The organism is Massilia brevitalea (genome assembly GCF_030711405.1).
Classification (GTDB): domain Bacteria; phylum Pseudomonadota; class Gammaproteobacteria; order Burkholderiales; family Burkholderiaceae_D; genus Telluria; species Telluria brevitalea.
The window spans coordinates 1-16,504 of the sequence record NZ_JAULSI010000028.1 but is presented as its reverse complement, the minus strand read 5'-3'; the positions used below and the strand labels follow the sequence as shown (position 1 = coordinate 16,504).

17 protein-coding genes are annotated in these 16,504 nt (G+C 67.0%); 5 read left to right on the top strand and 12 right to left on the bottom strand.

The annotated features are described in order from the left end of the window. Positions 1-134: 134 nt before the first annotated feature. A complete protein-coding gene (locus tag QWL29_RS17630; RefSeq protein ID WP_305824184.1) occupies positions 135-350 on the top strand; it encodes a hypothetical protein in 216 nt (71 codons plus the stop codon). Positions 351-369: 19 nt separating this feature from the next. On the opposite strand, the gene QWL29_RS17625 is transcribed toward QWL29_RS17630, so the two are convergent. From QWL29_RS17625 to QWL29_RS17590, 8 genes are all read right to left on the bottom strand, one after another. Continuing rightward, a complete protein-coding gene (locus QWL29_RS17625) occupies positions 370-1,392 on the bottom strand; it encodes a GlxA family transcriptional regulator (RefSeq protein ID WP_305824183.1) in 1,023 nt (340 codons plus the stop codon). 90 nt (positions 1,393-1,482) lie between these two features. Continuing rightward, on the bottom strand, positions 1,483-2,493 hold the full coding sequence (locus tag QWL29_RS17620) for a Csu type fimbrial protein (protein ID WP_305824182.1): 1,011 nt from the start codon (positions 2,491-2,493) through the stop codon (positions 1,483-1,485). A gap of 98 nt (positions 2,494-2,591) precedes the next feature. Beyond that, positions 2,592-4,928, bottom strand: coding sequence for a fimbria/pilus outer membrane usher protein (locus QWL29_RS17615; RefSeq protein WP_305824181.1), 2,337 nt, complete (start codon positions 4,926-4,928; stop codon positions 2,592-2,594). 7 nt (positions 4,929-4,935) lie between these two features. Beyond that, positions 4,936-5,295, bottom strand: a complete 360-nt coding sequence (locus QWL29_RS17610) for a fimbrial biogenesis chaperone (RefSeq protein ID WP_305824180.1) — start codon at positions 5,293-5,295, stop codon at positions 4,936-4,938. A gap of 38 nt (positions 5,296-5,333) precedes the next feature. After that, on the bottom strand, positions 5,334-5,690 hold the full coding sequence (locus QWL29_RS17605) for a fimbrial biogenesis chaperone (protein ID WP_305824179.1): 357 nt from the start codon (positions 5,688-5,690) through the stop codon (positions 5,334-5,336). A gap of 17 nt (positions 5,691-5,707) precedes the next feature. Beyond that, entirely contained in the window at positions 5,708-6,226 is a 519-nt protein-coding gene (locus tag QWL29_RS17600; RefSeq protein ID WP_305824178.1) for a Csu type fimbrial protein, read from the bottom strand. A 137-nt stretch (positions 6,227-6,363) separates the two neighbouring features. Then, positions 6,364-8,685 carry a sensor histidine kinase gene (locus QWL29_RS17595; RefSeq protein WP_305824177.1) on the bottom strand — a complete coding sequence of 774 codons (2,322 nt, stop codon included), beginning with the start codon at positions 8,683-8,685 and terminating at the stop codon, positions 6,364-6,366. 258 nt (positions 8,686-8,943) lie between these two features. Further along, positions 8,944-9,573: a TetR/AcrR family transcriptional regulator gene (locus QWL29_RS17590; protein ID WP_305824176.1), complete on the bottom strand. Its 630-nt coding sequence runs from the start codon at positions 9,571-9,573 to the stop codon at positions 8,944-8,946. 114 nt (positions 9,574-9,687) lie between these two features. Here QWL29_RS17590 and QWL29_RS17585 point away from each other — a divergent pair, with 114 nt between their 5' ends. From QWL29_RS17585 to QWL29_RS17570, 4 genes are all read left to right on the top strand, one after another. Next, positions 9,688-11,166, top strand: a complete 1,479-nt coding sequence (locus QWL29_RS17585; protein WP_305824175.1) for a flavin-containing monooxygenase — start codon at positions 9,688-9,690, stop codon at positions 11,164-11,166. Further along, entirely contained in the window at positions 11,163-11,972 is an 810-nt protein-coding gene (locus tag QWL29_RS17580) for an SDR family NAD(P)-dependent oxidoreductase (protein WP_305824174.1), read from the top strand. The genes QWL29_RS17585 and QWL29_RS17580 overlap by 4 nt, the downstream gene beginning before the upstream one ends. Then, complete coding sequence (locus tag QWL29_RS17575; protein WP_305824173.1) at positions 11,969-12,934, top strand: alpha/beta fold hydrolase; 966 nt, start codon at positions 11,969-11,971, stop codon at positions 12,932-12,934. The genes QWL29_RS17580 and QWL29_RS17575 overlap by 4 nt, the downstream gene beginning before the upstream one ends. 449 nt (positions 12,935-13,383) lie before the next feature. Next, positions 13,384-14,229: a DUF817 domain-containing protein gene (locus QWL29_RS17570; RefSeq protein ID WP_305824172.1), complete on the top strand. Its 846-nt coding sequence runs from the start codon at positions 13,384-13,386 to the stop codon at positions 14,227-14,229. Positions 14,230-14,279: 50 nt separating this feature from the next. Here the strand turns inward: QWL29_RS17570 and QWL29_RS17565 are convergent, their stop codons facing one another. The 4 genes from QWL29_RS17565 to QWL29_RS17550 form a co-directional block, all read right to left on the bottom strand. After that, entirely contained in the window at positions 14,280-14,765 is a 486-nt protein-coding gene (locus QWL29_RS17565; protein ID WP_305824171.1) for a hypothetical protein, read from the bottom strand. Between the two features lie 248 nt (positions 14,766-15,013). Next, positions 15,014-15,460, bottom strand: a complete 447-nt coding sequence (locus QWL29_RS17560; protein WP_305824170.1) for an STY0301 family protein — start codon at positions 15,458-15,460, stop codon at positions 15,014-15,016. Beyond that, entirely contained in the window at positions 15,457-15,912 is a 456-nt protein-coding gene (locus QWL29_RS17555; RefSeq protein ID WP_305824169.1) for a BPSL0067 family protein, read from the bottom strand. The genes QWL29_RS17560 and QWL29_RS17555 overlap by 4 nt, the downstream gene beginning before the upstream one ends. 9 nt (positions 15,913-15,921) lie before the next feature. Then, positions 15,922-16,413: an Hcp family type VI secretion system effector gene (locus tag QWL29_RS17550; protein ID WP_305824168.1), complete on the bottom strand. Its 492-nt coding sequence runs from the start codon at positions 16,411-16,413 to the stop codon at positions 15,922-15,924. Positions 16,414-16,504: the final 91 nt, after the last annotated feature.

Below are 16,504 nucleotides of genomic sequence, written 5' to 3'. Positions count from 1 at the left end.
GTGCAATGATCCTTTGCCTAGGGAGCGCTGGGGCCAAATTTCGTGTATCATTGGCTGCAATTGATTTGAAGCAACATCTATAGCAACTGCTGCCTCTTTCCACCATGAGACCTTACCCCATCTCTGGCGCTGTATTGCTGTCCCTGCTGGCGCTCCCCGCGCATGCCGGCATGGCGAATGCCACGATGCAGGTCGGCTTTGTCCTGACCGAGGCCTGCACCGTCAGCGCCCAGGCCGGAACGCCAAACGTCTCCTGCTCGCACGACAGTCCTTATCGCTTGGGACGCGTGGATGCGGGTGTCCAGCAAGGCAATCAGGCTGCAGAAGCTGCCTGGACCATCTACTTTTAATTCCGGCGGAAAGCCTTCCTCAGGCAAAGCGCGCCTGGTACTCGCTCGGCAGCACACCCAGTTCGGCGGCAAAGGCGCGGCGCAGGTTGTATTCGCTGCCGTAGCCGCTCGCGCGCGCGGCCTGCTTGACCAGGGTTCCGGGCTGCTCCAGCAGCAGGCAGGCGCGTTCCAGGCGCAGTCGCGCCAGCAGCTGGGCCGGCGTCAGGCCGGCTTCCTCGTATAGCTTGCGATACAGCGAACGCTCGGACAGCGCACAGGCGCCGGCCATTTCGCCGACGCCGATGTCCTGCGCCAGGCGTGGGCGCAGCCAGGCGGTCAGCTGCGCGCAGACGCCCGGCGCCGGCGACTGCGCCAGCAGTTCGGAACTGAACTGGCGCTGTCCGCCCGGGCGCTTCAGGAACAGGACCATGCGCTTGGCAACCGCCAGCGCGGCTTCGCGTCCCAGGTCTTCCTCGACCAGGCTGAGCGCCAGGTCCATGCCGGCGCTGATGCCGGCCGAGGTGCGGAACTTGCCGTCGCGAACGTGCAGCGCGTCGTCCAGCAGCTGCAGCCCCGGATGCTCGCTGCGCAGGGCCTCGACGTCGGCCCAGTGCGTCACCGCCTGGCGCCCGTCGAGCAGGCCGGCGCGCGCCAGCACGAAGCTGCCGGTGCAGACCGAACAGCAGCGCGCCGCTTCCGCCCCTGCCTGCGCCACCCAGTCCAGCACGGCACGGCCTTCCGCCGTGGCGCTGGAAGGCAGGGCCGCGACACGGCCGCCGGCCACGATCAGGGTCGCGCCCCCGGCGCCAGTCCGTGGCAACGGCTCGGCCAGCACGCCCAGACCGGAGGACGAGACGACCGCGCCGCCACCCGCGGCCAGCAGCCGGATGCGGTATGGGGCCGGCAAGCCGGCATCGCGCGCTTCGTCGTTTGCGCTCGAAAATACCTGGGCCGGGCCGGTGGCGTCGAGCAGCAGGAAGTCGGGAAACACCAGGAGCCAGACCTCGCGGGCGGCAGTGCTGGCCGCCGCAGGCGGGTTCGATGGCAAGGCGGGACGGTTCATATTGGCAGATATTCAAGCATCGCCTACATTTCTGTCAAGCACCTCACTGGCAGGTGCGCACCGCGCCGCGTAACCGATGCCCGGCGCCGCTCAGAAATAGATCGTCGCCGTAACCGTGTCCTTGTAGTCGCCCGGCGAAGGCGTGGTCTGCTTCGGCACGCTGCCATACAGCGGCACGCTCTGCACAACGCCGGTCCCGGTGCCGGTGACCATCACCGTGCCGCCGCTGCCGTCGCCCCAGGCCGGGCCGTCGGGCGTACCCGCGATCAGGTACAGCACGGTTTCGCCGGTGGCCGCGTTGCGCATGCGGCGCGCCGCCACGCTGCCGTTCCTGCCACCGTCCAGGCTGATGCGGTAGGCGTTGTTCGCCGTGCACTGCACCGACAGCGCCGCATTGGCACGCACCGCCGAGGTGAGCACGGTACTGGCGCCGAAGGCCAGGTTCGAGGCGTTGATCACGCAGTTGTTGACCACGGTGGCGCGCACGCGGAACGGCACCGTGGTGGTGGCGCCGGATGTGCAGGGCGAAGACAGCAGGCTCCAGAACGAATAGTTGACGATCGCCTCGCCCGAGAAATCGCTGGAGAATTCGGTATCGGCGTTGCCGACGGTGCCGACGCCGCTCAGGGAATTGCCCGGGATCTTGCCGTAGATGGTGAAGCTCGCCGTCTGGGTGCCGAGCGAGAGCAGGCCGGCGCTGATGCTGGTGTTGAGCGAGGTCGGGCTGTTCGGGGTGGCCGGGCTGCCCCATACCGCGGCCGCCGTGTAGCTGCCGTCGCGGTAGAGGTTGAACGGCAGGCGCCCGGTGCCGCCGCTCATGGTGCGCCATTGACCCTGGGTGCCGCCGCTGCCGGCGCCGAGGTAGACGCAGATCGACGCATTCGGGAACAGCAGCTGGGGCGGAATGCCGGTCAGCAGGCCCCAGGTGCAGCTGAGGGTGAGGGTGCCGCTGGCATAGCTGTCGCTGGACGCGATCGGGCTGACGTTGCCGAACACGATATCGGTCATGGTTGCGCTGCAGCTGTCGGCGCGCGCGGCATTCAACCCCGCCAGCCAGAACACGATCGCCAGGCTCACCACCCGCATCACACGTTTGAACATTACTTCCCTCCCTCGATGGGCATGCAGCGCAGCGGCCCGATGCTTGCCATACCTTCGCCGGCGGCGCCGTCATTGGCTGCCGGATAACGGAACCTTACCTAGCAGTCGCCTTCGCGTGCGCGCAGCACGAGACGGTTGTCGTCCCCTGCCTGCTCGACAAAGACCATGCCGCCGTGGCCGACGATGGTGCTTTCGCCGCCATTTACCTCGACCGGCGTGCCGATGGCGATGGGTTTTCCATCCGCCCCGTGCACGGTCACGCTGGCCGCGCGCACGCGTTCGAGCGCAAAGCCGGCCACCACGCCCGACAGCAGGCGCGGCGCGATTTCCACGTTGGTGGCGCGCACGCGCATGTCGAGCGGCAGGCCGCTGGCGTCGATCGCCAGCTGGTTCGCCGCGTACGGCACCAGGTCCGGCACCAGCAGGCGGCCGTGGCGGTCGGTGCGGCCGATGACGCGGTTTTCCTGCAGCACCGGCACATCGGCCACGCCGGCCGAGACCATGGCAAAGGCGCGTCCCACCTGGCGCGCCGGCAGCACCGCGCCGTCCATCGCCACCAGGGCGCCGGTGGCGTTGAATGCGGCGGTGACGCCGGCGCCGCCGTCCTGCACCAGCAGGCCGAGCTGGCCGGCGCTGCCGAGGTACTGGAGCTGGCCCTGGCCATAGCGCTGGCCGGCCTGGGTGGCGCTCTGCACGTTCCAGCCGAAGCCGCCGGCGAAATCGGCCGAGCGGTTCAGGCCCAGGTTCCAGCTCGGCTGGCCCGCGCGGCGGCCGGCGCCGACGCTGGCGCCGATCCGGCCCGGCAGGCTGAAGCTGAGCGAGGCGGTCACGCCGCGCGCCGAGGTCTGGCCCAGGTCCTGGTAGGCGTTCACGCCGAGGTAGACGCCCTCGCCCAGGCGCATCGACCAGGCCAGCGAGGCGATGCGCGCCGTGTCGTGCCCGGCCAGGCGGTAGGCGACGAGGCTGGCGCTGAGCGACTGTCCGGCCGAGGGCGAGAAGTTGGCGGTAATGCGGTCGTTGACGCGGTTCACCGGCACCCCTTCGCGCGTGCCGAGGTCGGCGTAATCGCTACTGGCGCGCGTGCTTTGCACGTCGACCGAGAAGCGCGGCGACAGGTACTGGTAGCCAAGCGTGGCCTGCGCACCGCTGCCGTCGCCGCCGCCGCTGGCGGCCAGGGCGCCGTGCAGCACGCCGGCGTGGCCCAGGCGGATCAATGCGCCGGCGCCGGCGTTCGCCACCCCGGCCGCCGCTTCCGCATGGGCCTCGACGGTCAGGGCATCGGTCAGGCCATGGCGCAGCGAGCCGGTCAGCGCCGGGCGCGCCGCGTAGCTGAACGAGCGCAGGCCGTAGTCGCGGCGCGGCAGGCCGAAGGCGGCGGCGTAGTCGGACAGGCCGGGCGCCAGCAGGCGCGTGTCGACGTACAGCGGCACCGAGGTGGCGACTTCGCGCCCCAGGCTGTCGCGCGTGACCACGGTGGCCTGGCCGGCGCCGTTCAGGCCGGCCACCTGGTCCAGCACGAAGGGGCCGTCGGGCACGGTGGAACTGAACTGCTGCATGCCGTTCACGTACAGGGCGACGCTGCTCGGCACCACGGCCGAGCCGGCGATCTGCGTCATCGGGTAGGTGACCAGGTCGGGCCGCAGGTCGAAGTTCTTGCGCCACTCGATGCCGCCAATGCGCAGCGAGCGCGACCAGGTGAGCGAACGTGTGATCAAATCGCCCACCTGGAGCGAGGTCAGGGCCACCGGGTCGGCCCAGCTCCAGGAAGTGTCGTGGCGCAGGTAGCGGCGCCCGGGCCCGTGCAGGGTGGCCACGCCGGTGCTGCTGATGGCGCCGCGCGCGTCGAACCAGCGCAGTTCGTGCAGGGCCGAAGCCCGGGACTCGGCACTGGACCCGGCGCGGGGCTGGGCGTAGATGTCGTAGTTGAGCAGCATTCCCGGGCTGGCGCTGCCGGCGCCGACTTCGCGCGGGTTGCGTGCCTGCAGGCGCAGGGGGGTGCGCAAATCGTCGGCCAGGCGCAGCGATATGCTCTGGGCGGCGGCGTCGAAGCTGTAGCGAAGGCCGGGAATGGCGTCGAGGTCGCGTTCGCGCGCCTCTCCGAAGCCGAGGGTGGCCGGGTCCAGCCCGAGTTCGCGCAGGGTGTCGGCGTCGACGCGCAAGCCTTGCGCGCCGCGCGTGAAACGGGCGACGGCGCCGGTAGCGGCGCCGTTCACGGAGACTTCAAGCCAGAGTTCGATCGGCGCGGCGGGTATGGCGGGGGGGGCGGGTGTGGCGCCGGGAGGCGCCGTGATGGCGGCAGCAGCGGCAGTGGCGGGAACAGACGCGGGCGCACCCTGCCCGGCCCGCGCCGGCAGTGGACATGCCAAAGCCAGGCCCAGGGCCAGCGCAAGAAGAGCGCAAAAGCGTGCGCGCGCGCGGGTACCGCCTGCCTTCATCGGCCGTTCACTTGGCGCCGGCGCTCTCCGCCGCCACGCTGGCGGCTGCGCTCGCGGCGCGCGCATTCACGTTGGCGCGCACGGTCATCGGACCGGCCACGCGGGCGCCTGGTTCCAGCGGCAGGCGCCATTCGCGCTCGCGGCCGGCCAGCGCATAGCCCAGCAAGCCCTTGCTCAGCTCGATTTCCTTGCCGGCGGCATCGACCAGGCTGGCCGCGCCGACCTGGGCATGCAAGGCGCCGCTATTTTTGGCGCGCAGGATCCAGCCGCCGTCCTTGCGCAGCACGGTCCAGGCCAGGCTGGGGGCGGCCGCTTCGTCGGTCGGCGCCACGAACACCGGCACCGAGTACTGCAGGCGGATCGCCACGCCGCTGGCCAGCTCGTCTTCACGCGGAATTTCGTCGATCAGCAGGCGGTAGGTGCGCTCGGGCCTGGGACGGCGCCGCCCTTGCGCACCAGGCGGATGGTCTGGCTGGACTTGGCGCCGACCTCGATGATCGGCGGGCTCGCCACCAGTTCGTCGGTCGGGGTCAGGACGTCTTCGCCGTTACGCTGGTCCCAGGCGAACACGCGCACCTGGCCGTACACCGGCTTTTCGCCCAGGTTCTGCAGGCTGATGCCGCCGGCAGCCTGGCCGGCGCGCAGGCTGATCGACACCGGCGAGATCTGCAGGCTGGCCGCCTGCGCGGCGCAGGCCAGGAACAGGCCGGCGCAGAGGGCGAAGGCGGTGCGCCAGGAACGCAGGGACGAAGACAGGTTCATCGGTCGGAAATAATCGCTCAGAAATACACGGTCGCGGTGATGGTGGATTTGTAGCTGTCCGGCGTCGGCGTGTTCTGGGCCGGGATTTCGCCGTAGACGGTCAGGTTCTGGGCGGCGCCGTTGCCGGTGCCGGCCAGGGTGTCGGTGCCCTGGGTCGCGCCCCACGGGGTGCCGCCCGGCGCCTGGAACAGGTTGAAGCGCACGGTCTCGGTGTTGGCGCCGGTGCCGCGCATGTAGCGCGTGGTGCCGCTCGAACCCGGGCCGTTGCCGGCGTCGAGGCCGATGTTGTATGGGGTGGTGTTGCTACAGGTAACGCTGATGTTCGCGGTGGCCGACACGGTGCTCGACAGCACGCCCTGGCGCTGGCCGAAGTCCAGGCCGTTGGCCGAGATGGCGCAGTCGGCGTTGATGCGCAAGGTCACGTCGAAGCTCGCAGGCTGGCCGGCCTTGCCGTAGACGGCGGCAGTGGCGAGTGCCGGGAAGGCTGCGATGACGATGGCGCCGAAGGCGGCGGCGCGGAGCTTGGCTGAGAACATGGTTTTCCCTGTAAAAATCGAAATGAATGAATTGCCGTACATCAACTATACGGTAATTACCGAAATCGGTAAAATCGAAACTTTCAGAAATTTCGATACAAGTTGCGCAAAAGCATCAACCCCTGTTCTCCCCCTTTTCAGGCCGTGGCGGCGGCCTTGACGATGCTCGGCGCCACTTCGCGCGGCAGCGTCACGTGGAACACGGTACCGCCGCCCGGCGCATCGGCAATCGAGATCGTGCCGCCATGTTCCTCGACGATGCGCTTGCAGATCGCCAGGCCGAGCCCGGTGCCGCCGGTGCGCGGCTTGCCGCCGTCCTTCTGCCCGATCTGCACGAAAGGCTGGAACACGCGCTCGCGCAGCTCGGGACGGATGCCGGGCCCGCGGTCGGCCACCGACAGGCGCGCGCCGTGCGCCTGGGCGATCACGTGCAGGATCACGGCGCTGCCGCCCGGCGCCACCTTGATCGCGTTCGACAGCAGGTTCGTCATCACCTGGGTCATGCGGTCGTAGTCGATGGCGGCCACGGCTTCGCTGGCATCGGCGCCGGTGTCGAGCACCAGCGAGACGTCGTTCGCGGTGGCCATGCCCTGCATGGTGCGGATCGCCTCGCGCGCCAGCGGCAGCACCGGCTGGGACACCGGCACGAAGCTCATCATGCCGGCCTCGATCTTCTGGATGTCGAGCATGTCGTCGACCAGGCGGTTCAGGCGGATGCAGTTGTTGTAGCAGATGTCGATCAGCTCCTGCACGTCGGGCGTGAGTTCGCCCATGGCGCCGTCGGCCAGCAGCGACAGCGAGGCCCGGATCGACGTCAGCGGCGTGCGCAGCTCGTGCGACACGGTGCCCACGAACTCGTTCTTGGCGCGGTCGATGCGCTTGCGCTCGGTAATGTCGCGCAGGAAGATGCTGAGCATGGTGGAATCGCCCTCGCCGGTCAGGCTGGTGCTCATCTCGACCGGGATCTCGGCGCCGTGGCGGTCGGTGACGACCCGTTCCACGCGGCGGTCGAGCGCGCCCTGGCGGTTCGAGGCCAGCAGCTGCGGCAAGGCGTCGCTGTCGCTGGTGCGCAGCGGGTCGGCCAGGTTCAGGTCGTCCAGGCGCCGCCCGAGCGCCTCGGCCCGGCGCCAGCCCAGCATCTGCTCGGCCTGCGGGTTCCATTCGCTGATGCAGCCCTTCAGGTCGACGCCGATAAAGGCGTCCTGGGCGGTGTCGACAATCGCCCGGATGCGCGATTCGCTGCCCTGCACGGTTTCCAGCGCGCGCCGCAGTTCCACTGTGCGCGACTCGACCATCTGCTCGAGGGTGCCGTTCAGCTGCTGCAGCTGGCGCCGGCGCTCGCCCAGGTCCTGCACGAGCAGGTTCAGCGAGCTGCTCAGCGCCTTGACTTCCTCGTAGGGGCCGCCACTGGCGATCTGCACGGCGCCGCCGCCGCGCAGCTCACCGGCGGAGGCGGCTAGCTGCTTCAGCGGGCGGGTGATGCGGCGCGCCAGCGCCACGCCGACCAGCGAGAACAGCAGGGCCAGCAACAGGCCGCTGACCAGCGCATGGCGGCGCATGTCGTACAGCGGCTGCCAGGCAGTGTCCACCTGCTGGCGCACCAGCACCACCCAGCCCAGGCCGGGATAGCTGGCGTAGCCGCTGCCCTTCTGGAAGCCGACCACGTAGTCCTTGCCGTCGGGCCAGCGCTCGACCATGAAGGCGCCGCGCTGGGTCGGGCTGGCGTTGCGGAAGCTGTCCAGGGCCAGCGTGGTGTCCATCAGTTCGCGCGGGCCGAGCAGCACGCGCCCGGTGCTGCTCAGGATCAGCGTTTGCGTATCGCTTTCGCGGTCGGCCGAACCGACCACCGAGCGCTCGACGTCGCGCGCCCAGTTCCACGACAGGTGGGCGCCGAGCACGCCGCGCACCTTGCCGTTTTCGTCGGCATAGGGGAAGGCGACGTCGACGAAGCGGCGCGGCGCCTTGTCCGCCTGGGGCGGCAGCAGCTTGTCGAGCAGCAGCGCCTCGTGCACGTCGCCGACGTAGCCGCCGCGCATGCCCTCGATGAACCAGGGACGCTTCGAGACGTCGGCCCCTTCGAGCAGGCGGTTGCCCGAGACCAGCACCTTGCCCTCGGTGTCGGTCAGCCCGATCCACTCATAGTAGTCGTAGCTGCGCTGGACCCGCTCGAGCGCCTGGCGGCGCTGGTCGAGCGAGTATTCATCGGTTGTCAGGACCGGACGCGAGGTGACCAGCGCGATCTCGCGGTAGCGCTCGAACATGCCGCGTTCGAGCTTGTCGGAAGTTTGCGCCGCCAGGTCGGCCAGATTGTGGCCGATGCGGTCCTTGATCTGGTCGATGGCGCGCCGCTCGACCACGAGGATCAGGGCGATCGTCAGCACGACCGACAGCAGCGAGAAGGCCAGCGCCAGCTGGGCGCCGAGGCCACGGGGAATGAAACTGGTGAATGTGCGTTGCAAGGCAGCCTTCTGGTTCGATCCGGTGACGCCGACGTGGCCGAGCCTATCACAGGGCAAATTGCCGAGCGATTAGTTTGCAGGCGTGCGCGTTCATGCGTCCTGCATGAAGTCCACCTGTGGCTGCCACGGAGGTCTCACCGCCGCCGCGGACACGGCCGCAGGGGCGGTCTCGGGCAGTATAGGGAGGGTCGCGTTGCTTGTTGAGAACTAAAAATGCGTAACCAAAAATCTGGGCAAGCGGGTGCCCGTGGGTTCGTTTCAGCCGGCCTTGCGGCGCGGCGCCGGCGCGGCCAGCACCATGCCCAGGCGCAGCGCGGTCTCGACCACGCTGTCGAGCGGCGGCTGGTAGCCCTGGTCGATCCAGCGCAGGGCGATGTGCATCACGCCGCCGATGACGCCGGCGCGCAACAGTTCATCATCGGCTGCCCCAGGGGCGGAGTGGCGCGCGATCTCGTCGCCGATTGCCTGCAACGAGGCGTCGAAGGCCTGGTCGACGGCCCGGCTCACGCCGCGGATCTCGACCAGGAACACGCGCGCCGATTGCGGGTCGCGCTGCAGCGCGCCAAAGTAGGCGCGCAACATGGCCCGCGCCCGCTCCCCGCGCGCGCGCCCGGCCGACTGCCCGGCGGCGGCGATGTCGCCGAATACTTTATAGGTGACGGTGCGGTAGGACGTGATCAGGAGGTCTTCGCTGTTGGCGAAGGATTCGTAGAAATAGCGTTCGGTGAGCCCGGCTTCCTCGCACACGGCCTTGACGGTGGCCTGGCGGTAGCCGCGCTTGCCGTAGACGGCGATGGCGGCGGCGATCAGCTTGCTGCGCCGCTGGGCGCGGCGTTCTTCGGGAGACACGCCGCGGTAGGCGCGCGCTGGGGGGAGTTCTGGCGTCATCCGGCTATTTTGACACACCCCGGGTACGCCACGGAAAGTTTCAGCTTGCCAACGCAAAGTTGACAATGTAGAGTGTCAATTACGTTCTTAATACTAGATCAATATCGAGACACCATGCTGAACCATCCTGACGAGGACGGCCTGCTCGACGTGCTGATCGTCGGCGCCGGCCTCTCGGGCATCGGCGCCGCAGCGATCCTGCAGGCGCGCTGTCCCGGCAAGCGCTACGCGATCCTGGAAGCGCGCGACGCCATCGGCGGCACCTGGGACCTGTTCCGCTATCCCGGCATCCGCTCCGACTCCGACATGTACACGCTGGGCTACTCCTTCAAGCCCTGGCTCGACGCCAAGGCGATTGCCGACGGTCCCTCGATCCTGCGCTATGTCCGCGACACCGCGCGCGAGCACGGCATCGAGGCCCACATCCGCTACGGCCACAAGGTGGTGCGCGCCGAATGGTCGAGCGAGGCCGCCTGCTGGACCGTCCATGCCGGTGGCCCGGACGGCGCCGCCCGTACCGTGCGCGCGCGCTTCCTTTACATGTGCAGCGGCTACTACAGCTACGACCACGCCTACCGGCCGCAATTCGAAGGCGAGGACGGCTACCGCGGCCGTATCGTGCAGCCGCAGTTCTGGCCGCGCGACCTCGACTACGCTGGCCAACGCGTGGTGGTGATCGGCAGCGGCGCCACCGCGGTGACCCTGGTGCCGGCCATGGCGCAGCAGGCTGCCCACGTGACCATGCTGCAGCGCTCCCCCACCTACGTGGTGGCGCGCCCGTCCGAATACCGCTTCGCACGGCGCCTGCAAGCGCTGCTGCCGGCGAAGGCCGCCTACTGGGGCACGCGCTGGCGCGTGATCCTGGAGTCGATGCTGCTGTACCGCCTGGCGCGCGCCAAACCGGAGCTGGCGAAACAGCGCATCGTCGAGATGGCGCGCCACCAGCTGGGGCCGGGCTTCGACGTCGCCACCCATTTCACGCCCAGCTACAAGGTGTGGGACCAGCGCGTCTGCGTGGTGCCCGACGGCGACATGTTCCGCGCCATCCGCAAGGGCCAGGCCTCGGTGGTCACCGGCCACATCGACCGCTTCACGGAACGCGGCCTGCTGCTCCAGTCCGGCCAGGAACTCGAGGCCGACGTGGTCGTGATGGCCACCGGCCTGAGCCTGTCGATACTCGGCGGCTCAGCGATCACGGTCGACGGCCAGCCCTTCGCACCGAACGAGGCGATGTCGTACAAGGGCATGATGTTATCAAGCTTGCCGAACTGCGTGATGAGCTTCGGCTATACGAATGCCTCGTGGACGCTGAAGGCCGACCTCACCGCCGAGTGGGTCTGCCGGCTGCTGAGACACATGGACCGGCGCGGCCAGCAGGTGGCCGTAGTGCGGCGCGAGCCGGGCGTGACGCCTGCGCCCTTCCTCAGCTTTACCTCGGGCTACGTGCAGCGCGCCGCCGCCCTGCTGCCGCAGCAGGGTTCGCGCCGGCCGTGGCAGGTCTATCAAAACTATGCGCAGGACATGATGACGATCCGCTTCGGCCGCATCGCCGACGGCGTCATCCGCTTTGGAAGAGAAGGAACCATGCCTTGAAGGTCTCGAACCGTGTAGCCCTGATTACCGGCGCCGGCGGCGGCATCGGCCGCGCCACCGCCCTCGCCCTGGCGCGCCGCCACTGCCACCTGGCGCAGGCCGACATCAGCGCCGAAGGCCTGAAGGAATCGGCGCGCCTGCTCGCCCACATGGGCGTGCGCGTCACCACCCACCTGCTCGACGTGGCCGACCGCGAGGCGGTGCAGTCCTTGCCGGCCGAGGTGGAGGCCGCGCACGGGCGCCTCGACATCCTCATGAACAACGCCGGCGTGGCCCTGGGCGGCAGCTTCGAGCAGGTGTCCGAGGCCGACTTCGAGTGGCTGATGGACATCAATTTCAATGGCGTGGTGCGCATGACGCGCGCCTTCCTGCCGCTCCTGCGGCGCAGCGACGACGCGCGCGTGGTGAACGTGTCGAGCATCTACGGCATCGTGTCGCCGCCGGGCCAGTCGGCGTACTCGGCCAGCAAATTTGCGGTGCGCGGCTTTTCCAACGCCCTGCGCCACGAGCTCGAAGGCAGCACGGTGGGCGTGAGCGTGGTGCATCCGGGCGGCGTGGCCACCTCGATCGCGCGCAGCGCCCGCATCCCGGCCGGCGCGCCGCTTGAGGACATCGAGCGCGGGCGCAAGGTCGCCGAACGCCTGCTGCGCCTGGCGCCCGAGGAAGCCGGCGAAATCATCGCGCGCGGCATCGAGCGGCGCGACGCGCGTATCCTGGTCGGCAGCGATGCCAAGGCCGTCTCCATCCTCGAACGCCTGGCGCCGGTGAATTACTGGCGCTTCCTGAAGAAAGCGACCTCCCGATGAAAACCCTCCTCTTCTTCCTGGGCCTGGCGGCGCTGCCGCTGCTCGGCCTGGCCTGGTTCACGCGGCGCACCGCGGCGCGCATCGTCCAGTACCTGCCTGCCAAGGGGCGTTTCGTCGACGTGCCCGGCGGCCAGCTGCACGTGCGCGAGAGCGGACCCGACAGCGCGCCGGCCGTGCTGCTGGTGCATGGCCTGGGCGGCCAGATGAGCCATTTCGACTATGGCCTCGCCGAGCAGCTCGCGCAATCGTTCCGCGTGGTCGTGGTCGACCGCCCCGGCTCCGGCCACTCGCTGCGCGACGAGATGACCTCGGCCGACGTCTCGACCCAGGCCGCGGCGCTGGCCCTGCTGGTCGACAAGCTGGCGCTCGGCCGTCCGACCGTGGTCGGCCACTCGCTGGGCGGGGCGATCGCCCTGGCGCTGGCGCTGGAGCACCCGGCCTCGGTCGGCGCCCTGGCCCTGGTGGCGCCGCTGACCCATGCGCCGGAAACCGCGCCGCAGGTATTCAAGGCGCTGACCATCGAGACGCGCTGGGTGCGCAAGCTGTTCGCCTGGACCCTGGCCACGCCGGGCGCGATCGTCGGCAGCAAGAAGGTGCTGGCGGCCGTGTTCGCGCCGGAACAGGCGCCGGCCGACTTCGCGGTCAAGGGCGGCGGGCTGCACAGCCTGCGGCCTTCGCAGTTCCTGGCCGCGTCCAGCGATTTGCAGGCGATCCCGCTGCGCATGCCGCTGGTGCAGGGCCGCTACGCCGAACTGGCGCTGTCGCTCAGCGTGCTGTACGGGCGCCAGGATGCGATCCTCGACTGGCAAGAGAATGGCCAGGCCCTGGTCGACAAGGTGCCGGGCGCGCGCCTTGAGCTGGTCGATGGCGGGCACATGCTGCCGGTGACCCAGCCGCAGGTGGTGGCCGATTTCGTCGAACGCGCAGCGCGTGCGGCGCCGCCGCAACAGCGGGCGGGTTGAGTCACGGGCGCGGTGGTGGGTTCGAGAACCCACCAACCCGTACGATTGATTACATCCCCGGAGTGTGAAGATCCGTAGGGTGGACTCCCGAGTCCACGCGGTACTACCCGAGCATGTCGAAACGCGTACCGTCGTCCCGGAACGCATGCTGCAACGATGTTTGCATGTGTCGCGATGTACGAGGGCACGACCGCGTGGACTCAGGAGTCCACCCTACGAGGATGTGAAAAAATCGCCATGGCTGCGTTGCCTCGTCTCGCCGTACGCTCGTACTGTCTTCGACTCGGCGCCTTGCCCTGACAATTTTTTCACATCCTCTACGGACTGACCACATGGCGCGGTCGAAAGTCCACCCCCGCGCGCCGTCCGTGATCGGCCCTGGCGCTTTTCGATTGCCTCCCGCCTCGGCTTGGCTCTACACTGGCAACCCGACACCCAAGCCCGCCACCATGCTGCTTACCGCGCTCGACAACCTCCTGCTCGACGACCGCCCGCGCCAGCTGGCCGGCCTGCGCCGCGGCGCGCTCGAATTCTGGTACTTCGGCATCAAGCAGGCGCGCGCCTGCCTGTTCGTGTTCACCTTCATGGCCGCCGTCCTGCTCATGCCGCGCGCCGGCATCGCCGGCATCCCGCGCTACGACCTGCTGCTGGTGGTGGCTCTCGCCATCCAGTTCGGCATGGTCTGGTCGAAACTGGAAACCTGGGACGAACTCAAGGCGGTCTGCCTGTTCCACGCGGTCGGCTTCGCACTCGAAGCGTTCAAAGTGTCCGGCAGCATCCAGTCCTGGAGCTACCCGGATTTTGCCTACACCAAGGTCCTCGGCGTGCCGCTGTTTTCCGGCTTCATGTACGCGGCCATCGGCAGCTACATCATCCAGGCCTGGCGCATGCTCGATTTGCGCGTGCGCCACCACCCGCCCTACTGGATGGCGGCCACGATCGCGATCCTGATCTACGCGAACTTCTTCACCCACCATTGCATCGGCGACTACCGCTGGTACCTGGCCGCCTGCGCGCTCGGCCTGTATTCGCGCACGGTCGTCATCTACCGCCCGCTCGACCGCGAGCGCCAGATGCCGCTGCTGCTGGGCTTCGTGCTGATCGGCTTCTTCATCTGGCTGGCCGAGAACATCGGCACCTTCTGGGGCGTGTGGCGCTATCCGAACCAGCTGGGCGCCTGGTCGCTGGTGCATCTCAGCAAATGGAGCTCGTGGTCGCTGCTGGTGATCATGACCTTCACCATCGTGGCCAGTTTGAAGCACGTGAAGGCGCGCATCCATATTTCGGAAGACTGAACCGGTGCCGCCCAAAAGGCATTTCGCCGGGACGGCATTCTTATCCGCTTCTACTTCGCAGGCGCGCCAGGATCAGGTGCAGCGGCCGAGGCAACCGGCGGCGGCGGGACGGTTGCCGCAGTATTGAGTTTCGCGGCAACCTCGCCGATATTTCCGATGCTCTGATCATGCGTCTTGAGTATCCCTTCGATCTCCGCAATCGCGAGGCTTCTGGCCGTGTCGTTCTTGGCTGACTTCAGCTTCGCGAGCGAGGTCGCCAATAGCCTGGATTCGCCATCTCCCATATTCTTGGCCAGTGCGACCAGCTGCGTCGTAAGTGTGCCGATCGTTGCCTTGGTCGAGGTGAGCTCCTTTTCGTGTTGCTTGACACGCTCGGTCTGTTCAAGAATCGTCTGGTTCTTGCTCGCTGCGTCCTGCGTAATACCCTGCAGTTTTTCAAGCCCGACCCTGATCGAGCAGGCATTGTCGTAGCCATGCACTGCCGCAAGCGCATCGTAGATGGTGAACGTGCGGATATCATCGGTGTACCGTTGCACAAGCGCCTGCTTGCGCTCTTCCCGCTCGGCGTGGATCGACGAGGCGAGCGATTGGAAGGTCTTTTCGAAATAATAGGTCGAGTTGACGTTATCGACGGTCTTACCGATGATCAGACTGGACGTAAAAGCCAGTGTTTATGCGGGTTACGGTTTGCCTGTGTGCACTCATCCGTAACAGTTGATGTTGACGAACCAATAAAAAAAGGGGCGCTTGCGACTACGGCTCGCCGCACTCCCTTGCGATGTTGTCACTGAGCGGAGGGCTGATTACAGTCGGCCGTCACTTTCCAGACGGTTTGCATCTGCGGCTCTTTCACTTCCCGCACTTTAAGCAAGCAGGAAGTGATTTTAGGGTCAAGCCTCTCCCACCGTTCCACCGTTCCACCTCCCCACGCATCGCCGCCATACGTGCATACCAACCAGTTCTTGTACTCTGGACTAAAGGTGTACTTGGCATCCCAACCGCCCTTTACTTTCTTACTCGCTGGGGGCGTAAAGAACTGCTCGCCGTAGAGTTCGCCAAAGTACATATAAGCGTGGGATAGATGCCCTCTTTGAACGCGAGCCGCCCCTGTTTTGCCTAAACTGACTTCGGTCAAGGCGGTCTCGTTAGAGGGGAAGAGCTTGGGACACTCGATCACATGCGCGTGTGCGGTTGCGGACAGGAGAAGGCTTACGAGTAGGAGTTTGTTCATTTGACAAGCACCACATAAAATTCGTCGGCCATGTTTGAGGGTTTGTAATTGACTGGGAATCTCGTCTTGAACGACTCGGGAAGAATTGCCATTCCTCGCTCACCGGGCTTCTTCTTTACCCATTGGTCGATCATTGAAAACTCGCAAGGTAGCCCGTTGGTCATGATCCGTCTTCCCTCGAAACGATGAAACAGGCCAGCGTGCCAGCCTTCTTGATTGGGGAATATGAATTTACCATCAACCAACTTGAAGTTTGCAATCACTGTGCCGGGGAGCAAGTGGGGAGAGTCAAGCACTCTTGGCCCCCGCGTCCAACCGCTTGTGTGGCCGACGCTGGTTAACTCTTGAGGGAGGCGAGCGCACTGCCCGTTAGCAAGTCTCTTCGTGTCCGCGTCTTTCCATTTCTGTAGCAAGGCTTTCAAGTCGCCTTGGTAGACAACTGGGTGCGGCATGTTGCCTCCTTAGACGCACTTGTTCGTAGCGCAGCACCAGCCGCCGGACGAGTTGCCCTCGGTGCCGCCCCGAATGCCTTGCTTGGTGTATTTCCACTTCATTTTGGAGTAAGCAAGCTGGACGCTCTCTCGGACGACGCCGCCTTCGCCGCTTTCTGGGGTGATGCTGGAGATCATCACGTTCTCGATTTCCACGGTGTAGTAGTTGATGGGCTTGCCGTCGCCGTCTGCACGCATGAACTCGAATTTCATCTTGGGGATCGTCTTCCCCATTGCACAGGTCTGCTGCAACACTGGCGACGAAATGTCGGCCAGCTTATTGAAGGAGAGGTTTGACAGTTCGGCTCGCCCGGTTGTCATGCCTCCTGCTGTGGAGGCAACCCCGGCCCGTGGCTGGTAAACGCTCCAAGTCACATCTGTGATTTCTAGCCAATCTTTGTGGCCGCTATCGGTAGATTCACCTTTAATCCCCTCGATTTGCAAGTAAGCGTCCAGTGCCATTCGTTCCTCCGTTGTGGGTTGTAGTGGTCTAATGTCCCCGGACACCTCGATAGGTGGATAATTCACCTTCGAAGGAGTTTACATGACCAGG

Bases quoted from the DNA above. Each gene is read 5' to 3' on its own strand.
- QWL29_RS17625 (WP_305824183.1), bottom strand. From the start codon at position 1,392: ATGAACCGTCCCGCCTTGCCATCGAACCCGCCTGCGGCGGCCAGCACT.
- QWL29_RS17620 (WP_305824182.1), bottom strand. From the start codon at position 2,493: ATGTTCAAACGTGTGATGCGGGTGGTGAGCCTGGCGATCGTGTTCTGG.
- QWL29_RS17615 (WP_305824181.1), bottom strand. From the start codon at position 4,928: ATGAAGGCAGGCGGTACCCGCGCGCGCGCACGCTTTTGCGCTCTTCTT.
- QWL29_RS17605 (WP_305824179.1), bottom strand. From the start codon at position 5,690: ATGAACCTGTCTTCGTCCCTGCGTTCCTGGCGCACCGCCTTCGCCCTC.
- QWL29_RS17600 (WP_305824178.1), bottom strand. From the start codon at position 6,226: ATGTTCTCAGCCAAGCTCCGCGCCGCCGCCTTCGGCGCCATCGTCATC.
- QWL29_RS17590 (WP_305824176.1), bottom strand. From the start codon at position 9,573: ATGACGCCAGAACTCCCCCCAGCGCGCGCCTACCGCGGCGTGTCTCCC.
- QWL29_RS17585 (WP_305824175.1), top strand. From the start codon at position 9,688: ATGCTGAACCATCCTGACGAGGACGGCCTGCTCGACGTGCTGATCGTC.
- QWL29_RS17575 (WP_305824173.1), top strand. From the start codon at position 11,969: ATGAAAACCCTCCTCTTCTTCCTGGGCCTGGCGGCGCTGCCGCTGCTC.
- QWL29_RS17570 (WP_305824172.1), top strand. From the start codon at position 13,384: ATGCTGCTTACCGCGCTCGACAACCTCCTGCTCGACGACCGCCCGCGC.
- QWL29_RS17560 (WP_305824170.1), bottom strand. From the start codon at position 15,460: ATGAACAAACTCCTACTCGTAAGCCTTCTCCTGTCCGCAACCGCACAC.
- QWL29_RS17555 (WP_305824169.1), bottom strand. From the start codon at position 15,912: ATGCCGCACCCAGTTGTCTACCAAGGCGACTTGAAAGCCTTGCTACAG.
- QWL29_RS17550 (WP_305824168.1), bottom strand. From the start codon at position 16,413: ATGGCACTGGACGCTTACTTGCAAATCGAGGGGATTAAAGGTGAATCT.